This window comes from Methylobacterium sp. AC832, from assembly GCF_979256025.1.
Map to the genome: position 1 here is coordinate 233,516 of NZ_CEEDMV010000002.1, position 20,506 is coordinate 254,021.

Sequence of the window (20,506 nt, forward strand, 5' to 3'; positions counted from 1 at the left end):
TTGCCGAGCCGCCTAGAACTGGTCTTCACGGAGAAAGCACGTCAGGCCCAGTGCCAGCGGGCCCGGTCCAGGACGAGGACGCTGCCCTGGCGGATCGCCATCCGGGGTGCTTCGCGGATGCTGGCATAGCCCAGGACCACCAGAATCGCGCGGGCGACGCCGCCATGAGCGACGATGACCGCCGGCCGCTGCAACCCGGCGATCGCCGGTCTCACCCGTTCCACCAGCATGGCATAGCTTTCGCCATGCTCGCCGGGCGGGCGGTAGCCCCAACGGTCGCGGTCCCGCGCCAGGGCGCTGCCGCTGTCACGCCGACGGATCTCGGCCCAGGTCGAGCCTTCCCAGGTGCCGAAGTTGATTTCCTTCAGCCGAGCATCGACGGCGTAGTCCTGCGGTGCGAGGTCGAGGCGGGCCCGGAGGACTTCCATCGTCTGCCGTGTGCGCTGGAGCGGGCTCGCGACGAACCGGGCCTCGCTGAGGCTGTCGCCCGCTACGGCTTTCAGGCGCTCGGCCACGCTTTCCGCCTGGCCCAGGCCCGTGGCATTCAGGGGCACGTCGCGCTGGCCCTGGAGTCGGCCGGCCGCGTTCCAGTCGGTCTGGCCGTGCCGGATGAAATACACCGTCATGCGCGCCGGCCGGCCATGGCGGCGTGCCGCGCTGCCCCGGAACGGCCAAGGCCGCGGATCGTTGTCGCGCTCAAGGTTGCTCCACGCGTTACGGGCATCGGCGGGTCGCCTTCCCGGAGAGGCGGCTCGCCCATGCGGTGCCCGCTGCATCGATTGAATATCGTATAAGGTGAGTTGTGATCATGTCGAAGAAGCGCGGCAAGCGGCATTCGGGCCAATCGGACGACATGGGTCGACATAAACCCAAGCCGCCGGCCCGCCGGCCCGAATCGGACAAGCCGCCCTCCTCCGCGGCCTGGGCTCGTTCGGCGATGCGGTATCCCGACCGCGCGAGCCCGATCGACACGGCCTCCATCGCCTCCTGCGCCGCGGCGGGCATCGTCACGGTTCAGCCGGGCGAAGCATTGGATCTGGCCGCGATCGACGCCGATGCCGATGGCGGGCTCGACAAGGAGGCGTCCAAGCAGGCGCTCCTCGTCGAGCATGGCCGCATCCAGGCGTTGCAGGAGCGGCTCTATGCCGAACATCGGCGCAGCCTCCTCGTGGTGCTTCAGGCCATCGATACCGGCGGCAAGGACGGCACCATCCGCTCGGTCTTCGAGGGGGTGAACCCGCAAGGGTGCCGGGTGTGGTCGTTCAAGGTTCCGAGCGCAGAGGAGCGCGATCACGACTTCCTCTGGCGCTACCACGCCAAGGTGCCGGGGCGCGGCATGATCGGCGTGTTCAACCGCAGCCATTACGAAGACGTGCTCGTGGTGCGGGTGAAATCCCTGGAGCCGGAGGACGTATGGCGGCCGCGCTACGACCTCATCAACGATTTCGAGCGGATGCTGACCCTGTCGGGCGTCACCGTGCTGAAGTTCTTCCTGCATATTTCGAAGGACGAGCAGAAGGAGCGCCTGGAGGCGCGGATCGCCGACCCCGAGAAACATTGGAAATTCGATGCGGCCGACCTCGTCGAGCGCCAATCCTGGGACGCCTATCAGAGCGCCTTCACGGATGCCCTGACCCGTTGCTCCACCCCGCACGCGCCCTGGCACGTGGTGCCGGCCAACCGCAAATGGTACCGCAACCTCCTCGTCGCCCGCACCATCGCCAACACCCTGGAGGCGATGGACCCGCGCTATCCGGACGCTCAGCCGGGCATCGCCGAGCTGACGGTGCCGGATTGAGGGGGGACGATGCCGCTGCGTGGCCTCAGCCGGTGATGATCACCAGCACCGATGCCGGTGCGCTGCCGAGGCGGCGTAGACGGTGCGGCAGGCCGCCATCGTAGGTGGCGCAGTCGCCGATACCGAGGATGACGCTGCGGTCCGCCACGACAAGTTCAACCTCCCCTGCCAGGACATAAGCGATCTCCTGGCCGCCATGGGTAGGACGATCCTCGGTGAGGAACGTCTCGCCCGGTTCGACCATGTACAGAGCGGCGGCCCGTCCCGCCTCGGCCGGCAGCAGAGCGTGAACCGCATAACCGGCGTCACGGGTCGTGGTCCTGGCCCCGGCGCGCGCGACGATCACGTCGTCTGCGGCGGCCTTCTCCCCGAACAGTTCGGACATGCTCGCCCCAAGCCCCATCGCGATGGCCTCCAACGTGGCCAGGGATGGAGCCTTTTGACCGCGCTCGATGCGCGACAGGTGGCCCTTGTGGACCCCGACGCGGGCGGCAAGGGCATCGAGGGTGAGATGGCTGCGGCGTCGAAGCGCCCGGATGCGTTGTGCGACGGACATGCCCCCACATGACCGGCTTTCACCGGGTCGGCAACGCGATGGGCCGTTGACAAATCGAAGACCGAGGGACAACGAGGTATCCATGAGACAACAAGTTGTCTGATGGTTTGTCGTAGGTGACTTCGGTGGGAGCCGACCATGCGTGTGACGATCGAGGCCGTGCTGGTGGGGCGGGTCGCGCCTCTGGCTTCGACCGGGAAGCCCAGTGGCATCGATAAGTCGACCTCGGCCGGCCCTGTACGGATCGGGTTCGAGGGGCTGGACGGCGATGAGCAGGCGGATCGTCGTAACCATGGCGGGCCGGAGAAGGCCGTCCATCACTATCCCCTCGATCATGCTCCGGCCTGGCGAGCCGACCTTCCCGGAGCGCCAGCCCTGCTCGAGCGGCCGGGTGCTTTCGGCGAAAATCTCTCGACCCACGGGCTCACCGAGGCCGACATCTGCATCGGTGACCTTTGGCGCGCCGGTACCGCCCTGCTCCAGGTGAGCCAAGCCCGTCAGCCGTGCTGGAAGCTGAACGCCCGGTTTGGCGTGACCGACATGGCCGTGCGCGTGCAGAAGACCGGGCGGACCGGCTGGTATTACCGCATCATCGAGACTGGCACGGTCGGGGCGGGAGACGATCTCGCGCTGGTGGAACGGGCGCACCCGGACTGGCCGCTGTCGCGGCTGCTCCGGGTCTTCTATGTCGACCGGCTCGATCGGGCGGCGCTGGCTGAGATCGCCGCCCTGCCGTCCCTGTCGACGTCCTGGCGAACCCTTGCCGCACGACGCCTCGACAAGGGGCAGGTGGAAGATTGGAAACCCCGGCTGCAGGGAGATGCAAGCACCGCCTGACCCTCCCGAGCGCTTGCTCGCGATGGCCGCATGCGCTTCGACTGGCCCCGCATCTTCGGCGAAGGCGGCCCCATGCTCACCGTCCGTAACATCTCCTCCACCGGGTATCGGTCCCTCAGGCGTATCGGCTTCCCGGTGGAAGCTCTCTCCGTGTTCATCGGTGGCAACGGTGTCGGCAAGACCAACCTCTACCGGGCGCTCGAACGCCTGCAGGCCGCCGCCGCCGGCACGCTGGTGCGTGATCTCGCGGCGGAAGGCGGGATGGACTCGGTCGTCTGGGCCGGACCACGCAGCGGCAAGGGGCCGGTGCGGGTGGGATGGTCCGTCGAGCTCGGCGACGAGGCTGCGTCCGTCGCCTACGGATACGAGATCGAGGTCGGTCTGGTGCCCCAGTCGGAGGACGGCCCCAGGGGAGCGGCCTTCCGGCTCGAACCGCAGATCAAGCGGGAGCGGCTCACCGTCCTGTCGGGCCGGCGGCCGGCGGTCATGCTCGAGCGTGACGGGCCTTCCGGCTTCGTGCGCGGCGATGACGGCCGTAAGCGCTCGCTCGGCTCGAGTCTCCTCGCCACCGAAACCGCGCTCGCGGCACTTCAGGACGCGGTGGCGTTTCCCGAACTGCATCTCGTTCGGCATGCGCTACTGGATTGGCGCTTCCACCACGATTTCCGCACCGACGCGGCCTCGGCCCTGCGCCGGCCCTGCCTCGCCGTCACCTCGCCGACCCTGTCGTCGGACGGATCCGACCTCGCCGCCGTCTTCGCCACCCTCCGGCACATCCGCGAGGACACCGTCGATCTCGACGGGGCGGTGGCCGATGCCTTCCCCGGCGCGCGCCTCGTCATCCCGTCGCCCGGCCGCGAGGCGAGCTTCGGGATGGTCTTTCCCGACTACCCCAAGCGCGTGTTCGAGGCCGCCGAACTGTCGGACGGGACGCTTCGCTACCTCGCCCTCGCCGGGGCCCTCCTCGCCTACCGGCTCCCGCCCTTCATCGCCCTCAACGAGCCGGAGACGAGCCTCCACCCGGACCTGCTCGATCCCCTGGCACGAATGATCGTGACCGCGTCGCGTCGCACACAGGTCTGGCTGGTGACCCATTCGGAGCGGCTGGCCGACGCCATCGGAAAGCAGGGCGGCGTATCGCCCCGCCGGGTGGTCAAGCGGGAGGGGGCGACCTGGATCGAGGGGCTCAAGCTGTCGGGAGAGTTCGCGGAAGCCGACGACGCGTGACTGGGGCTCTCATGCTCAGCTGGTCATGCCCTGTCGCCGTGGTCGGGCCGCCAGCGCCGGAGAGATCCCGGCAGCGACCGTAACATCGCCCCGCCGATCCTGTCGGCATGGCGCTGGTAGAGGATACCGAGGCCGATCAGGCCTAGACCGATGAGCGACAACGCGAAGGGGAAGAGCAGCGAGTCCTTGAACACCCGGCTCGCCAGATCGCCGAGATAGAGCGCCACGCCGATGGCGCCGAACACCGCGTAGATCCGCCGCGAGAGGAAAATGGCGAGGCCGATGAGTGCGACGTTCATCAGGGCGTAGAGTGCCTTCGCAACCTCGCTGTCGGAGAATTGCCACGTCACCGCGCCCCAAAAGGTGAGGATGCCTGCAACATGGAGCCAGAACGCGTAATCCGTCCGCTTCTGGCACAGGTCCACGGCCCAGGCGAAGGCGATGAGGCCGAATCCGAACCAGAGCGAGATCGTCCGGCGGGTTTCCCAGTCGAGATCCGGCCCCGTGGCCCAGAGGCCGATATCCATGGACAGGAACCATAGGGCCACCGCCGCGATCACCGTGATGAAACCGAAGCGCGTGGCGCGCAGGGCGATGGCCGAGGCCACGAGCGTCGCCGCTTCCATGGGCACCCAGCCGCCCTTGATCCAGGCGAAGAGGTCGCGATAGGCGCCCGGCCGGCCCTGCTCGCCCCAACCCCAGCTCTCCTGCAGACCGTAGACGGCGAGTGGCGTCATGGCGACGGCGCAGGCGATGAGGAGGCCGCCGGGGACCGGCAGATCGTATGCGATGCGAAGGTGCCGCCCGGCGGCGACGAAGGCGGCGGCGTAGACCAGGGCGGTGGCGGTGAGGGCCGGTCCGCCCATCAGCCCGAAGGCTAGGGTCGAGAACAGGCCCATCGCCCCGATGACCACCAGGGCGCCGGCATACCAGAGCACATGGGTGAGATCGAAGGCCGCGCCGCGGCCCGGCTGCGCGGCGTAGAAGGCGGCGAGGGCGCGTGCCTGGTCGGAGGTGATGATCCCGGCGGAGGCCGCGTCATCGAAGTCAGGGCGAGTCTTCACGATGACGGGGCCTCGGCGGAAAGCGGCCCCGGACCGGGTCGGTGTTCCGCCCTACTCGCCCGGGGCGGACGGCGCGAAACGCTCGCGGCCCACCTCACTCCTTGCTGTCGAGCCTCAGGTCCGGGGCTTCCGGGTTCTTCATGCCGACCACGTGGTAGCCGGCATCCACATGGAGGATCTCGCCCGTCATGCCGCGCGACATGTCGGAGATGAGATAGGACGCGGTCTCGCCGACCTCCTCAATGGTCACCGTGCGCCGCAGGGGCGCGTTGTATTCGTTCCATTTGAGGATGTAGCGGAAATCGCCGATGCCGGAGGCGGCGAGCGTCTTGATCGGCCCCGCCGAAATGGCGTTGACGCGGATCTTCGAGGGGCCGAGATCGGCCGCGAGATAGCGCACGGAGGCTTCCAGCGCCGCCTTGGCGACGCCCATGACGTTGTAATGCGGCATCCACTTCTCTGCGCCGTAATAGGTCAGGGTCAGGAGCGAGCCGCCATTGGGCATCAGCTTCTCGGCCCGCTGGGCCACCGCCGTGAACGAGTAGCAGGAGATCATCAGCGACTTGGTGAAGTTCGCCTCCGAGGTCTCGACATAGCGGCCGGTCAGCTCGTCCTTGTCGGAGAAGGCGATGCAATGGACGACGAAGTCGATCCCCTGCGGGAAGACACGGCCGGCTTCAGCGAAGACGGCATCGATGGAGGCGCCGTCGGTGACGTCGCAATGCCCCACCACATGGGCATCGAGCTCGCGCGCCAGCGGCTCGACCCGCTTCTTCAGCGCATCACCCTGGTAGCTGAAGGCGAGCTTGGCGCCATGCGCATGGGCGCTCTTGGCGATGCCCCAGGCGATGGACCGGTTGTTGGCGACACCGAGCACCAGACCGCATTTCCCGGCGAGCAGGCCGCCGACGTGATCGTGTACCGGGTTCGTATCCGCCATGGGTCACCTGAGCGAGAGGCCGTCGCGCGCCGGAGCGGACCCGTCCGGACCTGGGGGGAAGCGCTCGCGCCGAGGCATCCTTAGCGGAGGTGCGCCGGTGACGGAAGTCCGGGCCTACGCCTGTCCAGTGCCGGTGCGGGCCGCTCGACGCGCATTGGCATAGGCGATGAGGTTCTCGTCCTCGCTCGCGGGCAGCGAGATCGCCGTGGTGGCGAACAGATCGCCGCGGGTGCCATCCTTCTTCGGCAGGCCCTTGCCCTTCAGGCGGAAGGTCCGGCCCGAACTCGTCATGGCCGGAACACGCATCTCGACCGCGCCGGTGAGGGTGGGCACGCGGATCGGGCCGCCGAGGATCGCATCCTCGAGGGCGAGGTCGACGGAGGTGCGCAGATCCGCCCCCTCCACGGTGAAGCGCGGATGCGGCAGGATGCGGATGGTCAGGAGGGCGTCGCCCGGCGAGGAGCGTGGCCCGCCCGGGTTGCCGAGGCCACGCAGGCGGATGGTCTGCCCGTCCACGACGCCTTTGGGGATCACCACGTCCACGTCGCGTGAGCCCAGCGAGATCCGCAGCTTCTCCTCGCTCGCCACCTGTTCGAGGGTCACGGAGAGTTCGGCGGAGAGATCCTCGCCCTTCATCGGTCCCCTCGCGCCCGGACCGCCACCGGCACCGCCCCGGAACGTGTCGCCGAACAGGTGCGAGAAGATATCCTCGCCGATCCCGCCGCCACCGGCCCGGCTGCGCGCGGCGCTCTCGAAGTCGAAGCCCGCGGAGCGGGCGCCGCCCGGGCCGCCACCGAAGCCGCCGAACCCATCGAAGCCGGATGGCGCACGAGGCCTGCCGTCGGAGTCGATCTCGCCACGATCGAACTGGGCGCGCTTGGTCGCGTCGCCGAGGATCTCGTAGGCGCTGTTTGCCTCCGAGAAACGGTCCTTGGCCTTGGCATCGTTCTTGTTGGTGTCGGGGTGGTAGGCCTTGGCGAGCTTGCGATAGGCCTTCTTGATGTCGGCCTCGCTGGCGCCCTTGGCCACACCCAGCACGTCGTAGGGATTGCGCATCGTCTGTTATCGGTCTCGGTGCCGCACGGGGCCGGGCTCATGCCCGCTCCCTGTCGAAATCTTCCGCTATGTGGAATGGCTGTTGCTTCTTTGCAACGGTCGTTCGACAGGATTCGACGGTTCGATCCAGGCGTCAACCCATGGGTCCGCCGGACGATCCCTGGCGGCGGACGATCTTGCCCCTACCCTTTCGCTTTCGCCATGCGGACGCGGGTCAATTCCCACTCTCCCCCTGAAGGCTTGCACCCGGTGCCGCGAACGAAGCGGCTGCGGACAGGGGCGATGACCGAGGCGAGGAAGTCGCGGCAGATCAGCTCGTTGGCCACATAGGGAAGTCCCGTTGGGCTGATCGATCCGCGCAGGGACGAATCCGGGTTGTCCCATTTGACCGGACGGCCGTTGCCCTGTGGATCGAGGGCCACCGCCAGAGCCGCATGGGCCCGGCGCCAATCCTCGTCGCTCATCTCGTTGCCGAAGCTCTTCGGGCGCTTGTCGATGCTTCCCGTGACCAGGGGCTCCGGGACAGTCACTTCCGGTTCCGCCTTGCTCTCACTTTGGAAAGTGAGGATCGGAATGCCGCAGCCGGCGAGTGACAAGGCCACCGCCACGCCCCCCGACATCAGCATGGCGGTGCATCGGACGCGGGCGAAGCAGGGTGCGGCGCCGTCACGGGTGACGGCGGGTAGGGCTTTACTCTCGCTCCGACGCATTACACCTGTTCTCACGACGTGACTTGAACGACGACAAATCGTGTCCCACGTCGGTGCCCCCGACCCGGATCTCACTCACAGGATTACGCCTTGGATCGGTTAAGGATCGATGAGCCGGCCCCGTCCGGCATTGTCTCACCCGCCTCGTCCCCCCTCGGGGCCGCTGGAGACTTCACACTGTCCACAGACCCCTGGGCATTGTTCGCCACTTGGATGGGCGAGGCCGAACGCGCGGAGCCCGAGGATCCGAACGCCATGGCCCTCGCCACGGCCGGCTCCGACGGGCTGCCGGACGTACGGATGGTGCTGCTGAAGGGCGTCGATGAGCGCGGCTTCGTCTTCTATACCAATGTCGACTCGGCCAAGGGCGAGGAGCTGGCGCAGAACCCGCAGGCCGCCCTGGTCCTGCATTGGAAGAGTCTGCGCCGCCAAGTGCGCGCGCGGGGCCCGGTGAGCCATGTGTCGCTCGAAGAGGCGGATGCCTATTTCGCGAGCCGCCGCCGCGAGAGCCGACTTGGCGCCCATGCCAGCCGCCAGTCACGCCCCCTCACGGACCGTGCTACTCTGGAAGCGGAGGTTGCCGCCCTGTCGGCCCGCTACGAGGACCAGCCGGTCCCGCGTCCGGAGAACTGGACCGGGTTCCGCATCGCCCCGGTCTCGATCGAGTTCTGGCAGGACGGCCCCTACCGCCTCCATGACCGCGTCCGCTTCACCAGGGACGGCAGCGGCTGGAATGGGGCGAGGCTCTATCCCTGAGGGCTGGAGTTCCGCCGCCAGACAAGCTCCCTCGCGGCAAGAGTTTTCTGGAGCGATTCCAGTCTTGCTGCGACGCGGGATCGACCCTGGATTTCCCGGCCGCCGCGGCTTAGACCTTGGCATGGCACGGCGGGATGATCTCGGCTGTCCACCGCCTCCGAATCCTGAGGAACGGCTTTGGCCATATCGAGCAATGAACGCCGCCGCGTCATGCTGCTGACGGGCGCAAGCCGCGGAATCGGCCACGCCACGGTCAAGCGCTTTTCCGCGGCCGGATGGCGGGTGATCACCTGTTCGCGTCACGCCTTCCCGGAGAATTGTCCGTGGGAGATGGGGCCGGAGGATCACCTCCAGGTCGATCTCTCCGACCCGGAAGATACGATGCGCGGCGTCGCCGAAGTGGCCGGACGCTTGGCGGATGAGGGCGGCCTGCTCCATGCCCTGGTCAACAATGCCGGCATCTCGCCCAAGGGCGCCAATGGCGAGCGCCTCGGCGCCATCGCCACGGAATTCGGCGACTGGCGCAAGGTCTTCCAGGTCAACGTCTTCGCCCCTCTGCTCCTGGCGCGCGGCCTCTGCCAGGAACTCACCCGCGCCAAGGGTTCCATCGTCAACGTCACCTCGATCGCGGGCTCCCGCGTCCATCCGTTCGCCGGTGCGGCCTACGGCACGTCGAAGGCGGCGCTCGCCGGCCTGACCCGTGAGATGGCCAGCGATTTCGGGCCCCTCGGTGTGCGGGTGAACGCGATCTCGCCCGGCGAGATCGACACGGCGATCCTGTCGCCCGGCACCGACAAGATCGTGGCCGGCATCCCGCAGCGGCGCCTCGGCACGCCCGACGAGGTGGCCAAGGCGATCTACTTCCTCTGCACGGAGGCCTCGTCCTACGTGAACGGCGCCGAGTTGCACATCAACGGCGGCCAGCATGTCTGAACGAGGTGCGCGCTCGGCGCTCCTCGCGGTTTCCCTTCTCGTCGCTTCGTCCCTGAGCCCGCAGCCGGTCCGAGCCGACCCGGTGGTGACGATCCTCGACCTGCCGTTCAGGGCGCGTGCCATGCGCGGCCCCGGCAGCGAGGTGTCCCTTGCGGTGGCGACCTCCGGCCTCCTTCCCCTTGCCCGTCCCAAGGGATTGAAGGGCGAGGTGGTGGAAGATGTGCCGCTGGCCGTTCTGTGGGGCGACGAGGGCGGTGCGGCGCTGACCCTCGCCGACGGCAAGGTCGCCACAACCCTGCTCGGTGTCGAGGCCATCGACGGCCTCATCGCTTCCGAGACGCCGCGCGGCGCCATTCCCGGCACCCGGCGCGCGACCCTCGGTGCGGTCAGTGCCTACCTGTCCGATTCCGTCCGTCCCAATGCCAGCGAGCCCGAACGCGCGGCCACGCTCACCATCCGCGAGCGCCAGCCGGTGGGAATGAGCGCCGACCCGAAGCCCGTGCCCATCGTGACCACCGCCGTCGCCGCCGGGGCCGGGGCGGCCTTCGCCCTGCGTCGACCGATTGCCGCACTCGTCGATGGTCGGCCGGTCGTTGTCGCGGTGACCGCACAAAGCGGCGGATCGGCTTTGGCCATTGTGGGCAAGACCGCAGCAGCAGTAAGCAAGCCCCCGGCGGAAGCCGACAAGGCCTGGACCGTCCTTGCCCGAAGTCCCGTCCAGGAGGCAGGAGCGGGCGGGCAGGCGCTGACCCTCGCGGCGATCGGCGACGTCTCGAAAGCCGGACAGCCCCGTATCGTCGCCGTGGCGGCTCCGGACGGGGCCGGTATCCTCCAGCTTTGGGCCTATGAGGGTGGAGCCCTTCGCCTGATCGGAGAGGCACCAGGCTACACCACCCTGTCCCCAGGCGAGGGCGGGGCCGATCTGTCGGCCCTTGTCGATGCCGATGGGGATGGCGTCCCGGAACTCGCTGTGCCGGTGGCGGATCGGAGCGGCCTGGCGATCCTGTCGTTGAAGGACGGCATCCGCGAGGTCAAGCGCGTTCCCCTGCCTGGCCTTGCCGCCTTTGGCGTCGCCGCCATCGGCCAAGGCACCCGCACGCGCCTGCTCGTCGGCCTCGCCGACGGCCGGGTCGCGCTCATCTCTCCGCAACCGTGAATCGGCGAGCCTCATGAGCGATACAGCGAGCGAGGACGGCTCAGAGGGGCGACTTTTCCCGACACGTCCCTTTGTCGGCGCGTCCATCGCCGTCATCCGCGACGGACGGGTCTTGCTGGCCGCCAGGGCCAACGAGCCCCTTCGCGGAGTCTGGACGCTTCCCGGCGGGCTGGTGGAGCCCGGTGAGACTCTGGCGCAGGCCGCCCTGCGCGAACTGAACGAGGAGGTCGGCGTCTCGGCTGTGGTCGTTCGCTCCCTGACCCCCACGGAAATCATCCTGAAGGGCGAGGACGGACGCGTGCGCCATCATTACGTCGTCCATCCCCATGCCGCCCTCTGGGCAAGCGGCGAGCCGGCTCCCGGTCCCGAAGCTCTCGGCGTGCGCTGGGCTCTTCCCGAGGAGCTCGCGGATCTCGCCACCACGCCGGGATTGCGGGACACGGTGGACGAGGCCTTTGCGCAGGTCGCAGGCTTCGGCGGCCAAGCGGAATCACGATGAGGCCGACGCGCGCCTCGTCTTGGCCGGGAAACGGTGTAAGCCTGACGGACGAGGTTCGGGGCGACGGAGGACGGGGCGTGGCTGTGTCGTGGGTGAGGCGATGCCTGTCGCCTGTGCTGCTGTTCGCCGCCCTCGCGGTTGGCATGCCCGATCTCGCTTCGGCTCAGCAGCGCGCCAACCCAGGGCGACCCGCGCAGAAGGCCCCCGAGAAGGACAAGGAGCCCCCTGCCCCCGCCGAGCCGCCGCCCGCTCCCTACGACCGGGACCTGATGCGGCTCTCCGAGATCATCGGCTCCCTCTCCTTCCTGCGCAGCCTGTGCGCGGCACCGGACGCCGCCGAATGGCCGACACGGATGAAGGCGTTAATGGAGGCCGAGGGAGTGACGCCCGGCCGGCGGGACCGTCTCGCCGGGGCGTATAACCGAGGGTATCGCGGTTACTCCCTCACCTACCGGGCCTGCACGCCTTCGGCGACCGAGGCTGCGTCCCGCTATGTCGCTGAAGGGGAACGGCTTTCGCACGCCCTGGCCAGCCGTTTCGGAGGATGAGGCGGAGATGTTGCGCTTGGGATACAGCGCGCAAGGCTGAAGGAAATTCGTCGTATTCGACCGCCGGCGTTAACCGCTTCGCAATTCTTGGCTTCCCGACGCGCGAAGCTCAGCCTATGTTTCGGTCATCCGCCGAGCCATTCTTCGGCGCAACCGATGTTATCGCCATGCAGATCGACACCGCCCCCGCGCCCTTCGAGGCCGATCTCGACGACAAGCGCGTAGCCCTCGGCTACGTCTCGGAAGCGTTCGCGGAAGGCTGTCTCGACGGTCTCGACGGTGATTGCATGGCGCAGGCGGCCCTGTTCGCCGCGTTCCAGGAATTGGTGATGACCTATGGCGAGGATGCCACGGCGCGCTATGCCGAGGGTTTTCCCGAGCGCATCCGCGGCGGCGCCTTCACCACCGCTCCGCAGCATTGAGACACGCTACGGGGCCGCACCTGGCCCATTGACGATGAGCCTATGATCAAAAACGAGCCGCTCGGGCATGTCCGGGCGGCTCGATGCGTTTATGGGCCGGGTCGGCCTTGGAGCGTGGGCCTCACCTCGTCGGCAGGGCCTCGTCGAACACCACTGCTTCGCCGCTCGAAGGCCCGACGAGCTCGCCCTGCCACATCACCCGCTTTCCCCGCACGATCGTGCCCACCGGCCAGCCGGTGACGGTGACGCCGTCATAAGGGGTCCAGCCGCATTTGGACGCGATCCATGGGTTGCGGATGGTCTCGCGGCGCTTGAGGTCCACCACCGTCACGTCGGCATCGTAGCCCGCCGAGAGCCGGCCCTTGCGGCTGATGCCGAACAGGCGCTTCGGACCGGCGCTGGTCATGTCGACGAAGCGGGCGAGGGACAGCCGTCCGTTGGCGACATGGTCAAGCATGATCGGGACCAGCGTCTGGACGCCGGTCATGCCGGAAGGAGAATCCGGATAGGGCTTGGCCTTCTCCTCCAGCAGGTGCGGCGCGTGGTCCGAGCCGAGGATGTCGGCGACGCCCTGCGTCAGCCCGTGCCAGATCCCGTCGCGATGCGCGGCGTCGCGCACCGGCGGGTTCATCTGCACCAGGGTGCCGAGGCGGGCATAGGCCTCGGTCCCGTCGAGGGTGAGGTGGTGCGGCGTCACCTCGACGCTGGCCACGTCCTTATGGTCGGCGAGAAACACCATCTCCTCCGCCGTGGAGATGTGCAGGATGTGGATGCGGGCACCCGTCTCCTGCGCGATCCGCACGAGGCGCTGCGTCGCCTTCAGCGCGGCCTCGGGCGAGCGCCAGACCGGGTGCGAGGACGGATCGCCCGGCACCCGCATGCCCTTGCGCTCGCGCAGCATAGGTTCGTCCTCGGCATGGAAGGCGGCCCGGCGCCGGGTGCGCTTCAGGATCTCCGTCACGCCGGCATCGTCCTCGACCAGGAGCGCTCCCGTGGAGGAGCCGACGAACACCTTGATCCCCGCAGCACCCGGCAGGCGCTCGAGGGTGGCGACCTCATGGGCGTTCTCGTGGGTGCCGCCGACCCAGAAGGCGAAGTCGCAATGCATGCGGTGGTGCCCGCGCGCCACCTTGTCGGCGAGGGTCTCGGCGCTGGTGGTCAGCGGGCTGGTATTGGGCATCTCGAACACGGCGGTCACGCCGCCCATCACCGCCGCGCGGGAGCCCGATTCGAGATCTTCCTTATGGTCGAGGCCGGGTTCGCGGAAATGGACCTGGGTGTCGATGACACCCGGCAGCAGGTGCAGGCCGGTGCAATCCTGGCGCTCGCCCTCGGCCCGGGACAGGTCGCCGATGGCGGCAACGCGCCCGTTCCTGATGCCGAGATCGGCAGCGTGCTCGCCGTCGTGATTGACGATCGTGCCGCCTGTGAGGAGGAGATCGAAGGGCTGGTCCATCGGGGTCGCTCCTGAACGGCGTTGAGACACGGGTGGCGGCGGCTTATGTCAGCCTCGCGCGGCGTGCAACGCCGTACCTCGCGGATGGGCTCGCGGCGCAGCTTCACGTTGGCGCGCCGAGGACTTCGCGGGAGAATGTCGAGGAGTTGTCATGCCGATTGCCCTGCTGCCGGACCGCGCCGTCATCGCCATCGCGGGCGAGGATGCTATGAGCTTCCTCCAGGGCGTGGTGACCTGCAATATTGAGACCCTCGAACCGGGTGAGGCGCGGCTCGGCGGGCTGCTGACCCCGCAGGGCAAGATCCTGTTCGATTTCCTGATCTGGCGCTCCGGCGACGACTTCCGCCTGGATTGCCCGGCCGATCAGGCCCCGGCCCTGGCCAAGCGCCTCACGCTTTACCGCCTGCGCGCCAAGGTGACGATCGCCGTCGATCCGACCCTGGGGCTCGCCGCCGCCTGGGATGGAGCGGAGACAACCTCCGAGACCGAGCGCCTGCGCGACGGACGCCTCGCGGCGTTGGGCGAGCGCCTCGTCTTTGCCGAGGGTGCGTTCTCGGCCGATGCCACGGAGGCGGATTACCACGCCCACCGCATCGCCCTCGGCATTCCCGAGGGCGGACGCGACTTCACCTATGGCGATGCCTTCCCGCACGAGGCGCTGATGGACCAACTCGGCGGTGTCGATTTCAGGAAGGGTTGCTATGTCGGCCAGGAAGTTGTGTCGCGCATGCAGCATCGCGGCACGGCCCGCACCCGCATCGTTCCGGTGATCTCCCGCGACGGGGAGGCCGTGACCTCCGGCGCGGAAGTGACCGCCGGACCGCGGGGGCTCGGCACGGTCGGGAGCGTGTCGGGAGCGCGCGGCCTCGCCATGCTCCGTCTCGACCGCCTCGCCGATGCGGTCGCCGCAGGCGAGCCGGTGCGCGCCGGCGCGACGATCCTCGGTGTCGAGAAACCCTCCTTCGCCACCTTCGCCTTCCCGGAGGTGACGCCGGCCGGGTGATCGGGGGCGACAATGACACCCGGTGAGCGCACCTCTCCCCGCTTGCGGGGAGAGGACCGAAGGCACCCCGTCGTGCCTTCGGTGAGTGGAGGCGAAGCCGGAGCGACGGTGAGGGGGCGATTTCGGAAGAGGCTCCTTGGGCCGAGCCCCCTCACCGTCGGCTGCCGCCTCGCCGCGCCGACGACGGGGTCGTCGCGGCCCTCTCCCCGCGTGCGGGAGGGGATGCGCACCTGATCGCTTCTGACGAGGACCGGGCCTCCTGGCGTTCTTGATCCGTTCCGATTACGCTCTATCCCATGTCAGACGATTCCACAGGCCTGATCCATCATCCCGACGGCTGCCCGCGCTGCTGGTGGGCCGGGCTCGACCCGGTCTACGTCGCCTATCACGACACCGAATGGGGCGTGCCCGAGCGTGACGGCCGGGCCTTGTACGAGAAACTGATCCTCGACGGGTTCCAGGCCGGCCTGTCCTGGATCACCATCCTGCGGCGGCGCGAGGGCTTCCGCCGGGCCTTCGCCGGGTTCGAGCCGGAGGCCATCGCACGGTTCACGCAGGCCGATGTCGAGCGGCTGATGCAGGATACCGGGATCATCCGGAACCGCGCTAAGATCGTCGGGACCATCGCGGGCGCCCGCGCCTTTCTCGCCATCGAGGAGCGCGGCCCCGGCTTCTCGCGCTTCCTGTGGGACTTCGTCGAGGGCAGGCCGATCCAGGGCCGGGCGACGGACAGGGCCGGCATCGCCACCGAGACAGAGGTCTCGCGTGCCATCTCCCGCGCCCTCAAGAAAGAAGGGTTCAGCTTCTGCGGCCCCACCATCGTTCATGCCTTCATGCAGGCCGTAGGCATGGTGAACGACCATCTGGTGGGCTGCCATCGACAGGCTCCCTGCGCCGCCATGGGGGTGGATCGGTGAGCACCGCCCCTCGCGCCTGGCAGCGGATGTTATCGGGCCGGCGCCTCGATCTCCTCGACCCCTCGCCGCAGGATATCGAGATCGCCGACATCGCCCACGGTCTCGCCCGCGTCGCCCGCTGGAACGGCCAGACCGCCGGATCGCACGCGTTTTCCGTGGCCCAGCACGCCTTGCTGGTCGAGGCTCTCGGGGCGGATCTGGCGCCCGGCCGGAGCCGGATGCAGCGTCTCGAATTCCTGCTGCACGACGCCCCGGAATACGTGATCGGTGACATCATCTCGCCGTTCAAGGCGGCGATCGGCCCGTCCTACAAGAGCGTGGAGTTGCGCCTGATGGCGGCGATCCGCCGGCGCTTCGGCTTGGCGGAGCCCACGGAGGAAGAGGGTCGCCTCGTCAAGCGTGCCGATGCGGTCGCGGCCTATCTCGAGGCCACACGCCTTGCCGGCTTTTCCGAGGAGGAAGCCGGTACCATCTTCGGCCACCCCGACGAAACGGGGCCTGAGGCGCTGGCCTTGATCGAGCCGTGGCCCATCGCCGAGGCTCAATCCCGGTTCCTCGATCGTTTTCAGTCTCTTAGCCACGGTTTCTGATGCCGGACATTCACGTCTGCCCCCTGTCACAACTGCCCCAGACCCTCGAACGCATCGGGGCGAACCATCTGATGACGCTGATGAAGGTCGGCACCGCGATCGACCGGCCCGACAGCATCGCCGACGGGCGCCACTGCGTGGTCGAAGTCAGCGATATCGTCGCCCCCCTCGACGGGCATGTCCTTCCGGGCGAGGTTCATGTGCGTCGAATCCTCGATTTCGCCGCTTCATGGGATCGGGAGCGTCCGCTGCTGATCCACTGCTATGCCGGGATCAGCCGCTCCACGGCAGCGGCCTATATCGCCGCCTGCGCTCTGTCCCCGGAACGGGACGAGGCCGAGATCGCCCTTGCTCTGCGCGCCGCATCGCCGTCGGCGACGCCCAACGCCCTGTTCGTGGACATCGCCGACCGGCTACTGGCGCGCGAGGGACGGATGTCGGCCGCCATCGCTGGGATCGGGCGGGGCGCGGATGCGTTCGAGGGAACCCCGTTCGTTCTCACGTTGGGGTGAAGAACAGGCCTCGGCCCAGCTTAGAATTGTGCCGAATCGAGTGTGGCCGAAACGACGCCACCCTTGACGAACTGCACGCCGATAGAGCAGCTGACGCCCCCTTGGGCTTGTCGGGCGGGCGGGCGCAGGCTTAGACCGGCACAATGAGGGGTAGCTTGGGATGACCGCAGCGCGATCCGCCGTGGCGGCGACAACCGATTCGAATGCGTCCGGTGAGGGGCTCGATCTGCCGTTCGAGAAGGCGCTCGAACAGCTCGAGGAGATCGTACGTCGGCTCGAGAAGGGCGATGTGCCCCTGGACGAGTCGGTTACGATCTACGAGCGCGGCGAGGCCCTGAAGCGGCATTGCGAAGGCCTGCTGCGGAAGGCCGAGGCGCGGATCCAGACGATCACGCTGGGGCCCGATGGGCGCGCGGCGGGGGTCGCTCCCCTCGATGTCGGCTGAGCCCAGGAGGTCGTGATGATCTGTGGCTCTTTCGAAAATATTCATCTGCCGCAAGAGTTTGCGCGCATGTCTTCCCTCCGGGCGTGAGGTTGCTTCGGTGTCACGGATAGAAACCTCGATCCTCGACGGGCTTGACGAGACGTCTGCTCTTCGCGCGCTTCCCGAGAGCCAGCTTCAAGCGGTGGCGGACGCTGTGCGTCTGGAGATGATCGACGCGGTGTCGGTGACGGGCGGTCACCTCGGGTCGGGGCTCGGCGTGGTCGAGCTGACGGTGGCGCTGCATCACGTGTTCGACACGCCCGACGACCGGATCGTGTGGGATGTCGGGCACCAGGCCTACCCGCACAAGATCCTGACGGGGCGGCGGGACCGGATCCGGACGCTGCGCCAGCCGGGCGGGCTGTCGGGCTTCACCAAGCGGTCGGAGAGTGTCTACGACCCGTTCGGGGCGGCGCATTCCTCGACCTCGATCTCGGCGGCGCTCGGCATGGCGGTGGGCCGCGATCTCGACGAGTCGACGGCCAAGGCCAAGGGCCAGCCCGCTCCGAAGCGCCGCAACATGGTGGCGGTGATCGGCGACGGTTCGATGTCGGCGGGCATGGCCTACGAGGCGATGAACAATGCCGGCGCGCTGCATTCGCGGCTGATCGTGATCCTGAACGACAACGACATGTCGATCGCCCCGCCGGTGGGGGCGATGTCGGCCTATTTCGCGCGCCTGGCCTCGGGCGGGACCTATCGCGGCCTGCGCGAGACGGCCAAGCAGCTCGGCAAGCTGCTGCCGAAGGCGATCTACCAGCGCGCCGCGGCGGCGGAGGAATACGCCCGCTCCCTGGTGGTGGGCGGCGGCACGATGTTCGAGGAGATGGGCTTCCACTATGTCGGCCCGGTCGACGGGCACAACCTCGACCATCTCCTGCCGATCCTGAAGAACGTGCGCGATTCGGACCAGGGCCCGATCCTGCTCCATGTCGTGACCCAGAAGGGCAAGGGCTACGCCCCGGCCGAGGCGTCGGCCGACCGCTACCACGGGGTGGTGAAGTTCGACGTCCTGTCGGGCGTGCAGGCCAAGGCCAAGCCGAACGCGCCGGCCTATACGCGGGTCTTCGGCGAGAGCCTGATCAAGGCGGCGGATGCCGACGACAAGGTGGTGGCGATCACCGCGGCGATGCCGGGCGGCACCGGGATCGACCTGTTCGGCAAGGCGCATCCGGACCGGACCTTCGATGTGGGCATCGCCGAGCAGCATGCGGTGACGTTCGCGGGCGGTCTGGCGACGGAGGGCTACAAGCCGTTCGTGGCGATCTACTCGACCTTCCTGCAGCGGGCCTACGATCAGGTCGTGCACGATGTGGCTTTGCAGAACCTGCCCGTGCGGTTCTGCCTCGACCGGGCGGGTCTGGTGGGTGCGGACGGGGCGACCCATGCAGGCGCGTTCGATCTCGCCTATCTGTGCTGCCTGCCGAACATGACGGTGATGGCGGCCTCCGATGAGGCCGAGCTGGTCCACATGGTGGCGACCCAGCATGCCCATGACAGCGGCCCGATCGCGCTGCGCTATCCGCGCGGCGAGGGGGTCGGTGTCGACCTGCCCGAGCGCGGCGTGCCGCTGCCGATCGGCAAGGGCCGGATCGTGCGGCGTCCCGAGGGCGCACGGGTGGCGCTGTTGAGCCTGGGCACCCGTCTGGGCGAAGCCTTGAAGGCGGCCGACCTGCTCGAGACGGCGGGGATCGCCGTGACGGTGGCGGATGCGCGCTTCGCCAAGCCGCTCGACGAGGCCATGATCCTGGATCTGGCGGCGAGCCACGAGGTTCTGATCACGCTGGAAGAGGGCTCGGTCGGCGGGTTCGGGGCTATGGTGCTGCATCTCCTGTCGGAGAAGGGCGCGCTCGATGCGGGCCGGGTGCGGGTGCGGACGCTGACGCTGCCGGACACCTACCAGGACCACAACAGCCCCGACACCATGTACGCCGAGGCCGGCCTCGACGCCGACAGCATCGTCCGCACCGTTCAGGCTACCCTGCCCGAGCAGAAGGCACGGGCCGGCGCCAAGCTCGTCAGCATCGGCAAGGCCCAACGCTGACCGACCGTTACTGAACCAGGGCGGACATCACGGCCCCGCGGTCGCGGCGATCGTGATGTCGCCCTCTGCGCTCGCATCCCCTCCCGGCATCGGGCCGGGGATGCGATGGCGGGTTACTTGATCACCGAACAGGCGATGCGGGCGCCGGCGCCACCGATGGGCTGGCTCGTATGGTCGTCCTCATTGGCGTGGATGATCAATGCCGAGCCGTCGGCATCCTTGAGGCCGCCTTCGCCCGTGAGTGGCGTCTCGCTCGAGACCTCGGCATTCACCGAGCCATCGGCATTGGCATAGACGTTCGGCAGGTCACCCTCATCCGGTCCTTCCGGATTGAGCAGGCCGTGCTTGCTCTGGTCGTGGTTCACATGGGCCTTCGACTTCTCGAATTTCTCCATGTCCGAGCAATCCGCCACGGCGTGGAAGTGGATGCCGTGCCAGCCGGGAGGCAGCCCACCGGGCTGGATCGCCAAGCGTAGCACCAGCGCGCTCGCTCCGTCGCGGATCGTGGCCGTACCGATCGGTTCACCCTTCCCGTTGACGACCTTGCTCTCATAGGTCTGCGGCGCGGCATTCTGCGTCGCGGGGGCCGGGGCCTGTGCGAGGACTGGCGCGACGCTGCCCAGCAGGGCGAGGACCGACAGGAATCGTCTCATGGCGTTTCTCCTCTCCACGCCGGGGTGATTGTGGAGCGATACAGGGAAAATCCCGGCCGACCGTAGCCGAGGACGATCGCTGGAGCGGCGACGCCTTCGCTTTCGAGTCGTTAGCCATGTGTGTCGGCAGACCCCGGACGGCAACCGGTCGCGGCGGGCATGGTGCGGGCGGCCATGCTCCGTTTGCACAGCGTAGGGCCGACCAAGGCCACGCGACAGGTAGCGAGCAGTGACGCCGCTGCGCTGCCCTGCATAGGTCGATGTCCCCATCGGCGGTCGGTTAACATAGCATCGTGGACGCCATCGTAAGCTTTCGTTAAGCTCTCGCCGCTGTCCGCCTCCGAT

At 68.3% G+C, this 20,506-nt stretch carries 23 protein-coding genes; 15 read left to right on the top strand and 8 right to left on the bottom strand.

Features of this window, described 5'->3' with window-relative positions; genetic code table 11:
- Positions 1 to 41 precede the first annotated feature (41 nt).
- Complete coding sequence (locus AC0IXR_RS08340; RefSeq protein WP_471760391.1) at positions 42 to 626, bottom strand: histidine phosphatase family protein; 585 nt, start codon at positions 624 to 626, stop codon at positions 42 to 44.
- Positions 627 to 808: 182 nt separating this feature from the next.
- Between AC0IXR_RS08340 and AC0IXR_RS08345 the strand changes: the two genes are divergently transcribed.
- Positions 809 to 1,798, top strand: coding sequence for a polyphosphate kinase 2 family protein (locus AC0IXR_RS08345; RefSeq protein WP_471760392.1), 990 nt, complete (start codon positions 809 to 811; stop codon positions 1,796 to 1,798).
- 25 nt (positions 1,799 to 1,823) lie between these two features.
- On the opposite strand, the gene AC0IXR_RS08350 is transcribed toward AC0IXR_RS08345, so the two are convergent.
- Positions 1,824 to 2,354 carry a helix-turn-helix domain-containing protein gene (locus AC0IXR_RS08350; protein ID WP_471760393.1) on the bottom strand — a complete coding sequence of 177 codons (531 nt, stop codon included), beginning with the start codon at positions 2,352 to 2,354 and terminating at the stop codon, positions 1,824 to 1,826.
- Positions 2,355 to 2,492: 138 nt separating this feature from the next.
- On the opposite strand from AC0IXR_RS08350, the gene AC0IXR_RS08355 reads away from it, so the two are divergent.
- Both AC0IXR_RS08355 and AC0IXR_RS08360 read left to right on the top strand, forming a co-directional pair.
- Positions 2,493 to 3,191 carry an MOSC domain-containing protein gene (locus AC0IXR_RS08355; protein ID WP_471760394.1) on the top strand — a complete coding sequence of 233 codons (699 nt, stop codon included), beginning with the start codon at positions 2,493 to 2,495 and terminating at the stop codon, positions 3,189 to 3,191.
- Positions 3,192 to 3,263: 72 nt separating this feature from the next.
- Entirely contained in the window at positions 3,264 to 4,418 is a 1,155-nt protein-coding gene (locus AC0IXR_RS08360; protein ID WP_471760786.1) for an AAA family ATPase, read from the top strand.
- Positions 4,419 to 4,441: 23 nt separating this feature from the next.
- On the opposite strand, the gene AC0IXR_RS08365 is transcribed toward AC0IXR_RS08360, so the two are convergent.
- The 4 genes from AC0IXR_RS08365 to AC0IXR_RS08380 all read right to left on the bottom strand — a co-directional run bounded on the left by AC0IXR_RS08365 (position 4,442) and on the right by AC0IXR_RS08380 (position 8,188).
- Entirely contained in the window at positions 4,442 to 5,482 is a 1,041-nt protein-coding gene (locus AC0IXR_RS08365) for a hypothetical protein (RefSeq protein WP_471760395.1), read from the bottom strand.
- Positions 5,483 to 5,576: 94 nt separating this feature from the next.
- On the bottom strand, positions 5,577 to 6,422 hold the full coding sequence (gene fabI / locus AC0IXR_RS08370) for an enoyl-ACP reductase FabI (protein WP_056256854.1): 846 nt from the start codon (positions 6,420 to 6,422) through the stop codon (positions 5,577 to 5,579).
- A 114-nt stretch (positions 6,423 to 6,536) separates the two neighbouring features.
- The gene (locus AC0IXR_RS08375) at positions 6,537 to 7,478 is read right to left on the bottom strand and encodes a DnaJ C-terminal domain-containing protein (RefSeq protein ID WP_419952585.1); all 942 of its coding nucleotides are present in this window, start codon (positions 7,476 to 7,478) and stop codon (positions 6,537 to 6,539) included.
- Positions 7,479 to 7,660: 182 nt separating this feature from the next.
- Positions 7,661 to 8,188 carry an RT0821/Lpp0805 family surface protein gene (locus AC0IXR_RS08380; RefSeq protein WP_405030601.1) on the bottom strand — a complete coding sequence of 176 codons (528 nt, stop codon included), beginning with the start codon at positions 8,186 to 8,188 and terminating at the stop codon, positions 7,661 to 7,663.
- Positions 8,189 to 8,278: 90 nt separating this feature from the next.
- Between AC0IXR_RS08380 and pdxH the strand changes: the two genes are divergently transcribed.
- The 6 genes from pdxH to AC0IXR_RS08410 all read left to right on the top strand — a co-directional run bounded on the left by pdxH (position 8,279) and on the right by AC0IXR_RS08410 (position 12,502).
- Positions 8,279 to 8,944 carry a pyridoxamine 5'-phosphate oxidase gene (gene pdxH / locus AC0IXR_RS08385; RefSeq protein ID WP_461227596.1) on the top strand — a complete coding sequence of 222 codons (666 nt, stop codon included), beginning with the start codon at positions 8,279 to 8,281 and terminating at the stop codon, positions 8,942 to 8,944.
- Positions 8,945 to 9,154: 210 nt separating this feature from the next.
- Positions 9,155 to 9,877, top strand: coding sequence for an SDR family NAD(P)-dependent oxidoreductase (locus AC0IXR_RS08390; RefSeq protein WP_056423904.1), 723 nt, complete (start codon positions 9,155 to 9,157; stop codon positions 9,875 to 9,877).
- Positions 9,870 to 11,033, top strand: coding sequence for a hypothetical protein (locus AC0IXR_RS08395; RefSeq protein ID WP_471760396.1), 1,164 nt, complete (start codon positions 9,870 to 9,872; stop codon positions 11,031 to 11,033). The genes AC0IXR_RS08390 and AC0IXR_RS08395 overlap by 8 nt, the downstream gene beginning before the upstream one ends.
- Positions 11,034 to 11,046: 13 nt before the next feature.
- Positions 11,047 to 11,532 (top strand): NUDIX hydrolase, encoded by a 486-nt coding sequence (locus AC0IXR_RS08400; RefSeq protein ID WP_461227598.1) that lies wholly within the window; start codon positions 11,047 to 11,049, stop codon positions 11,530 to 11,532.
- Positions 11,533 to 11,675: 143 nt separating this feature from the next.
- The gene (locus AC0IXR_RS08405; RefSeq protein WP_311275289.1) at positions 11,676 to 12,080 is read left to right on the top strand and encodes a TIGR02301 family protein; all 405 of its coding nucleotides are present in this window, start codon (positions 11,676 to 11,678) and stop codon (positions 12,078 to 12,080) included.
- A gap of 167 nt (positions 12,081 to 12,247) precedes the next feature.
- Complete coding sequence (locus tag AC0IXR_RS08410) at positions 12,248 to 12,502, top strand: hypothetical protein (protein WP_056424475.1); 255 nt, start codon at positions 12,248 to 12,250, stop codon at positions 12,500 to 12,502.
- A 121-nt stretch (positions 12,503 to 12,623) separates the two neighbouring features.
- Here AC0IXR_RS08410 and AC0IXR_RS08415 read toward each other — a convergent pair whose 3' ends face one another.
- Positions 12,624 to 13,958: a dihydroorotase gene (locus AC0IXR_RS08415; RefSeq protein ID WP_471760397.1), complete on the bottom strand. Its 1,335-nt coding sequence runs from the start codon at positions 13,956 to 13,958 to the stop codon at positions 12,624 to 12,626.
- A 151-nt stretch (positions 13,959 to 14,109) separates the two neighbouring features.
- Here AC0IXR_RS08415 and ygfZ point away from each other — a divergent pair, with 151 nt between their 5' ends.
- The 6 genes from ygfZ (at position 14,110) to dxs (ending at position 19,508) form a co-directional block, all read left to right on the top strand.
- Positions 14,110 to 14,961 (top strand): CAF17-like 4Fe-4S cluster assembly/insertion protein YgfZ, encoded by an 852-nt coding sequence (gene ygfZ, locus AC0IXR_RS08420; protein WP_471760398.1) that lies wholly within the window; start codon positions 14,110 to 14,112, stop codon positions 14,959 to 14,961.
- A 296-nt stretch (positions 14,962 to 15,257) separates the two neighbouring features.
- On the top strand, positions 15,258 to 15,878 hold the full coding sequence (locus AC0IXR_RS08425) for a DNA-3-methyladenine glycosylase I (RefSeq protein WP_461227601.1): 621 nt from the start codon (positions 15,258 to 15,260) through the stop codon (positions 15,876 to 15,878).
- Between the two features lie 26 nt (positions 15,879 to 15,904).
- Complete coding sequence (locus AC0IXR_RS08430) at positions 15,905 to 16,468, top strand: YfbR-like 5'-deoxynucleotidase (protein WP_471760787.1); 564 nt, start codon at positions 15,905 to 15,907, stop codon at positions 16,466 to 16,468.
- Positions 16,468 to 16,980, top strand: coding sequence for a tyrosine phosphatase family protein (locus AC0IXR_RS08435; protein ID WP_419952591.1), 513 nt, complete (start codon positions 16,468 to 16,470; stop codon positions 16,978 to 16,980). The genes AC0IXR_RS08430 and AC0IXR_RS08435 overlap by 1 nt, the downstream gene beginning before the upstream one ends.
- 160 nt (positions 16,981 to 17,140) lie before the next feature.
- A complete protein-coding gene (locus AC0IXR_RS08440; protein ID WP_419952592.1) occupies positions 17,141 to 17,425 on the top strand; it encodes an exodeoxyribonuclease VII small subunit in 285 nt (94 codons plus the stop codon).
- A gap of 97 nt (positions 17,426 to 17,522) precedes the next feature.
- Positions 17,523 to 19,508 (top strand): 1-deoxy-D-xylulose-5-phosphate synthase, encoded by a 1,986-nt coding sequence (gene dxs / locus AC0IXR_RS08445; RefSeq protein WP_311275273.1) that lies wholly within the window; start codon positions 17,523 to 17,525, stop codon positions 19,506 to 19,508.
- A gap of 113 nt (positions 19,509 to 19,621) precedes the next feature.
- On the opposite strand, the gene AC0IXR_RS08450 is transcribed toward dxs, so the two are convergent.
- On the bottom strand, positions 19,622 to 20,161 hold the full coding sequence (locus tag AC0IXR_RS08450; RefSeq protein WP_056427325.1) for a superoxide dismutase family protein: 540 nt from the start codon (positions 20,159 to 20,161) through the stop codon (positions 19,622 to 19,624).
- Positions 20,162 to 20,506 lie beyond the last annotated feature (345 nt).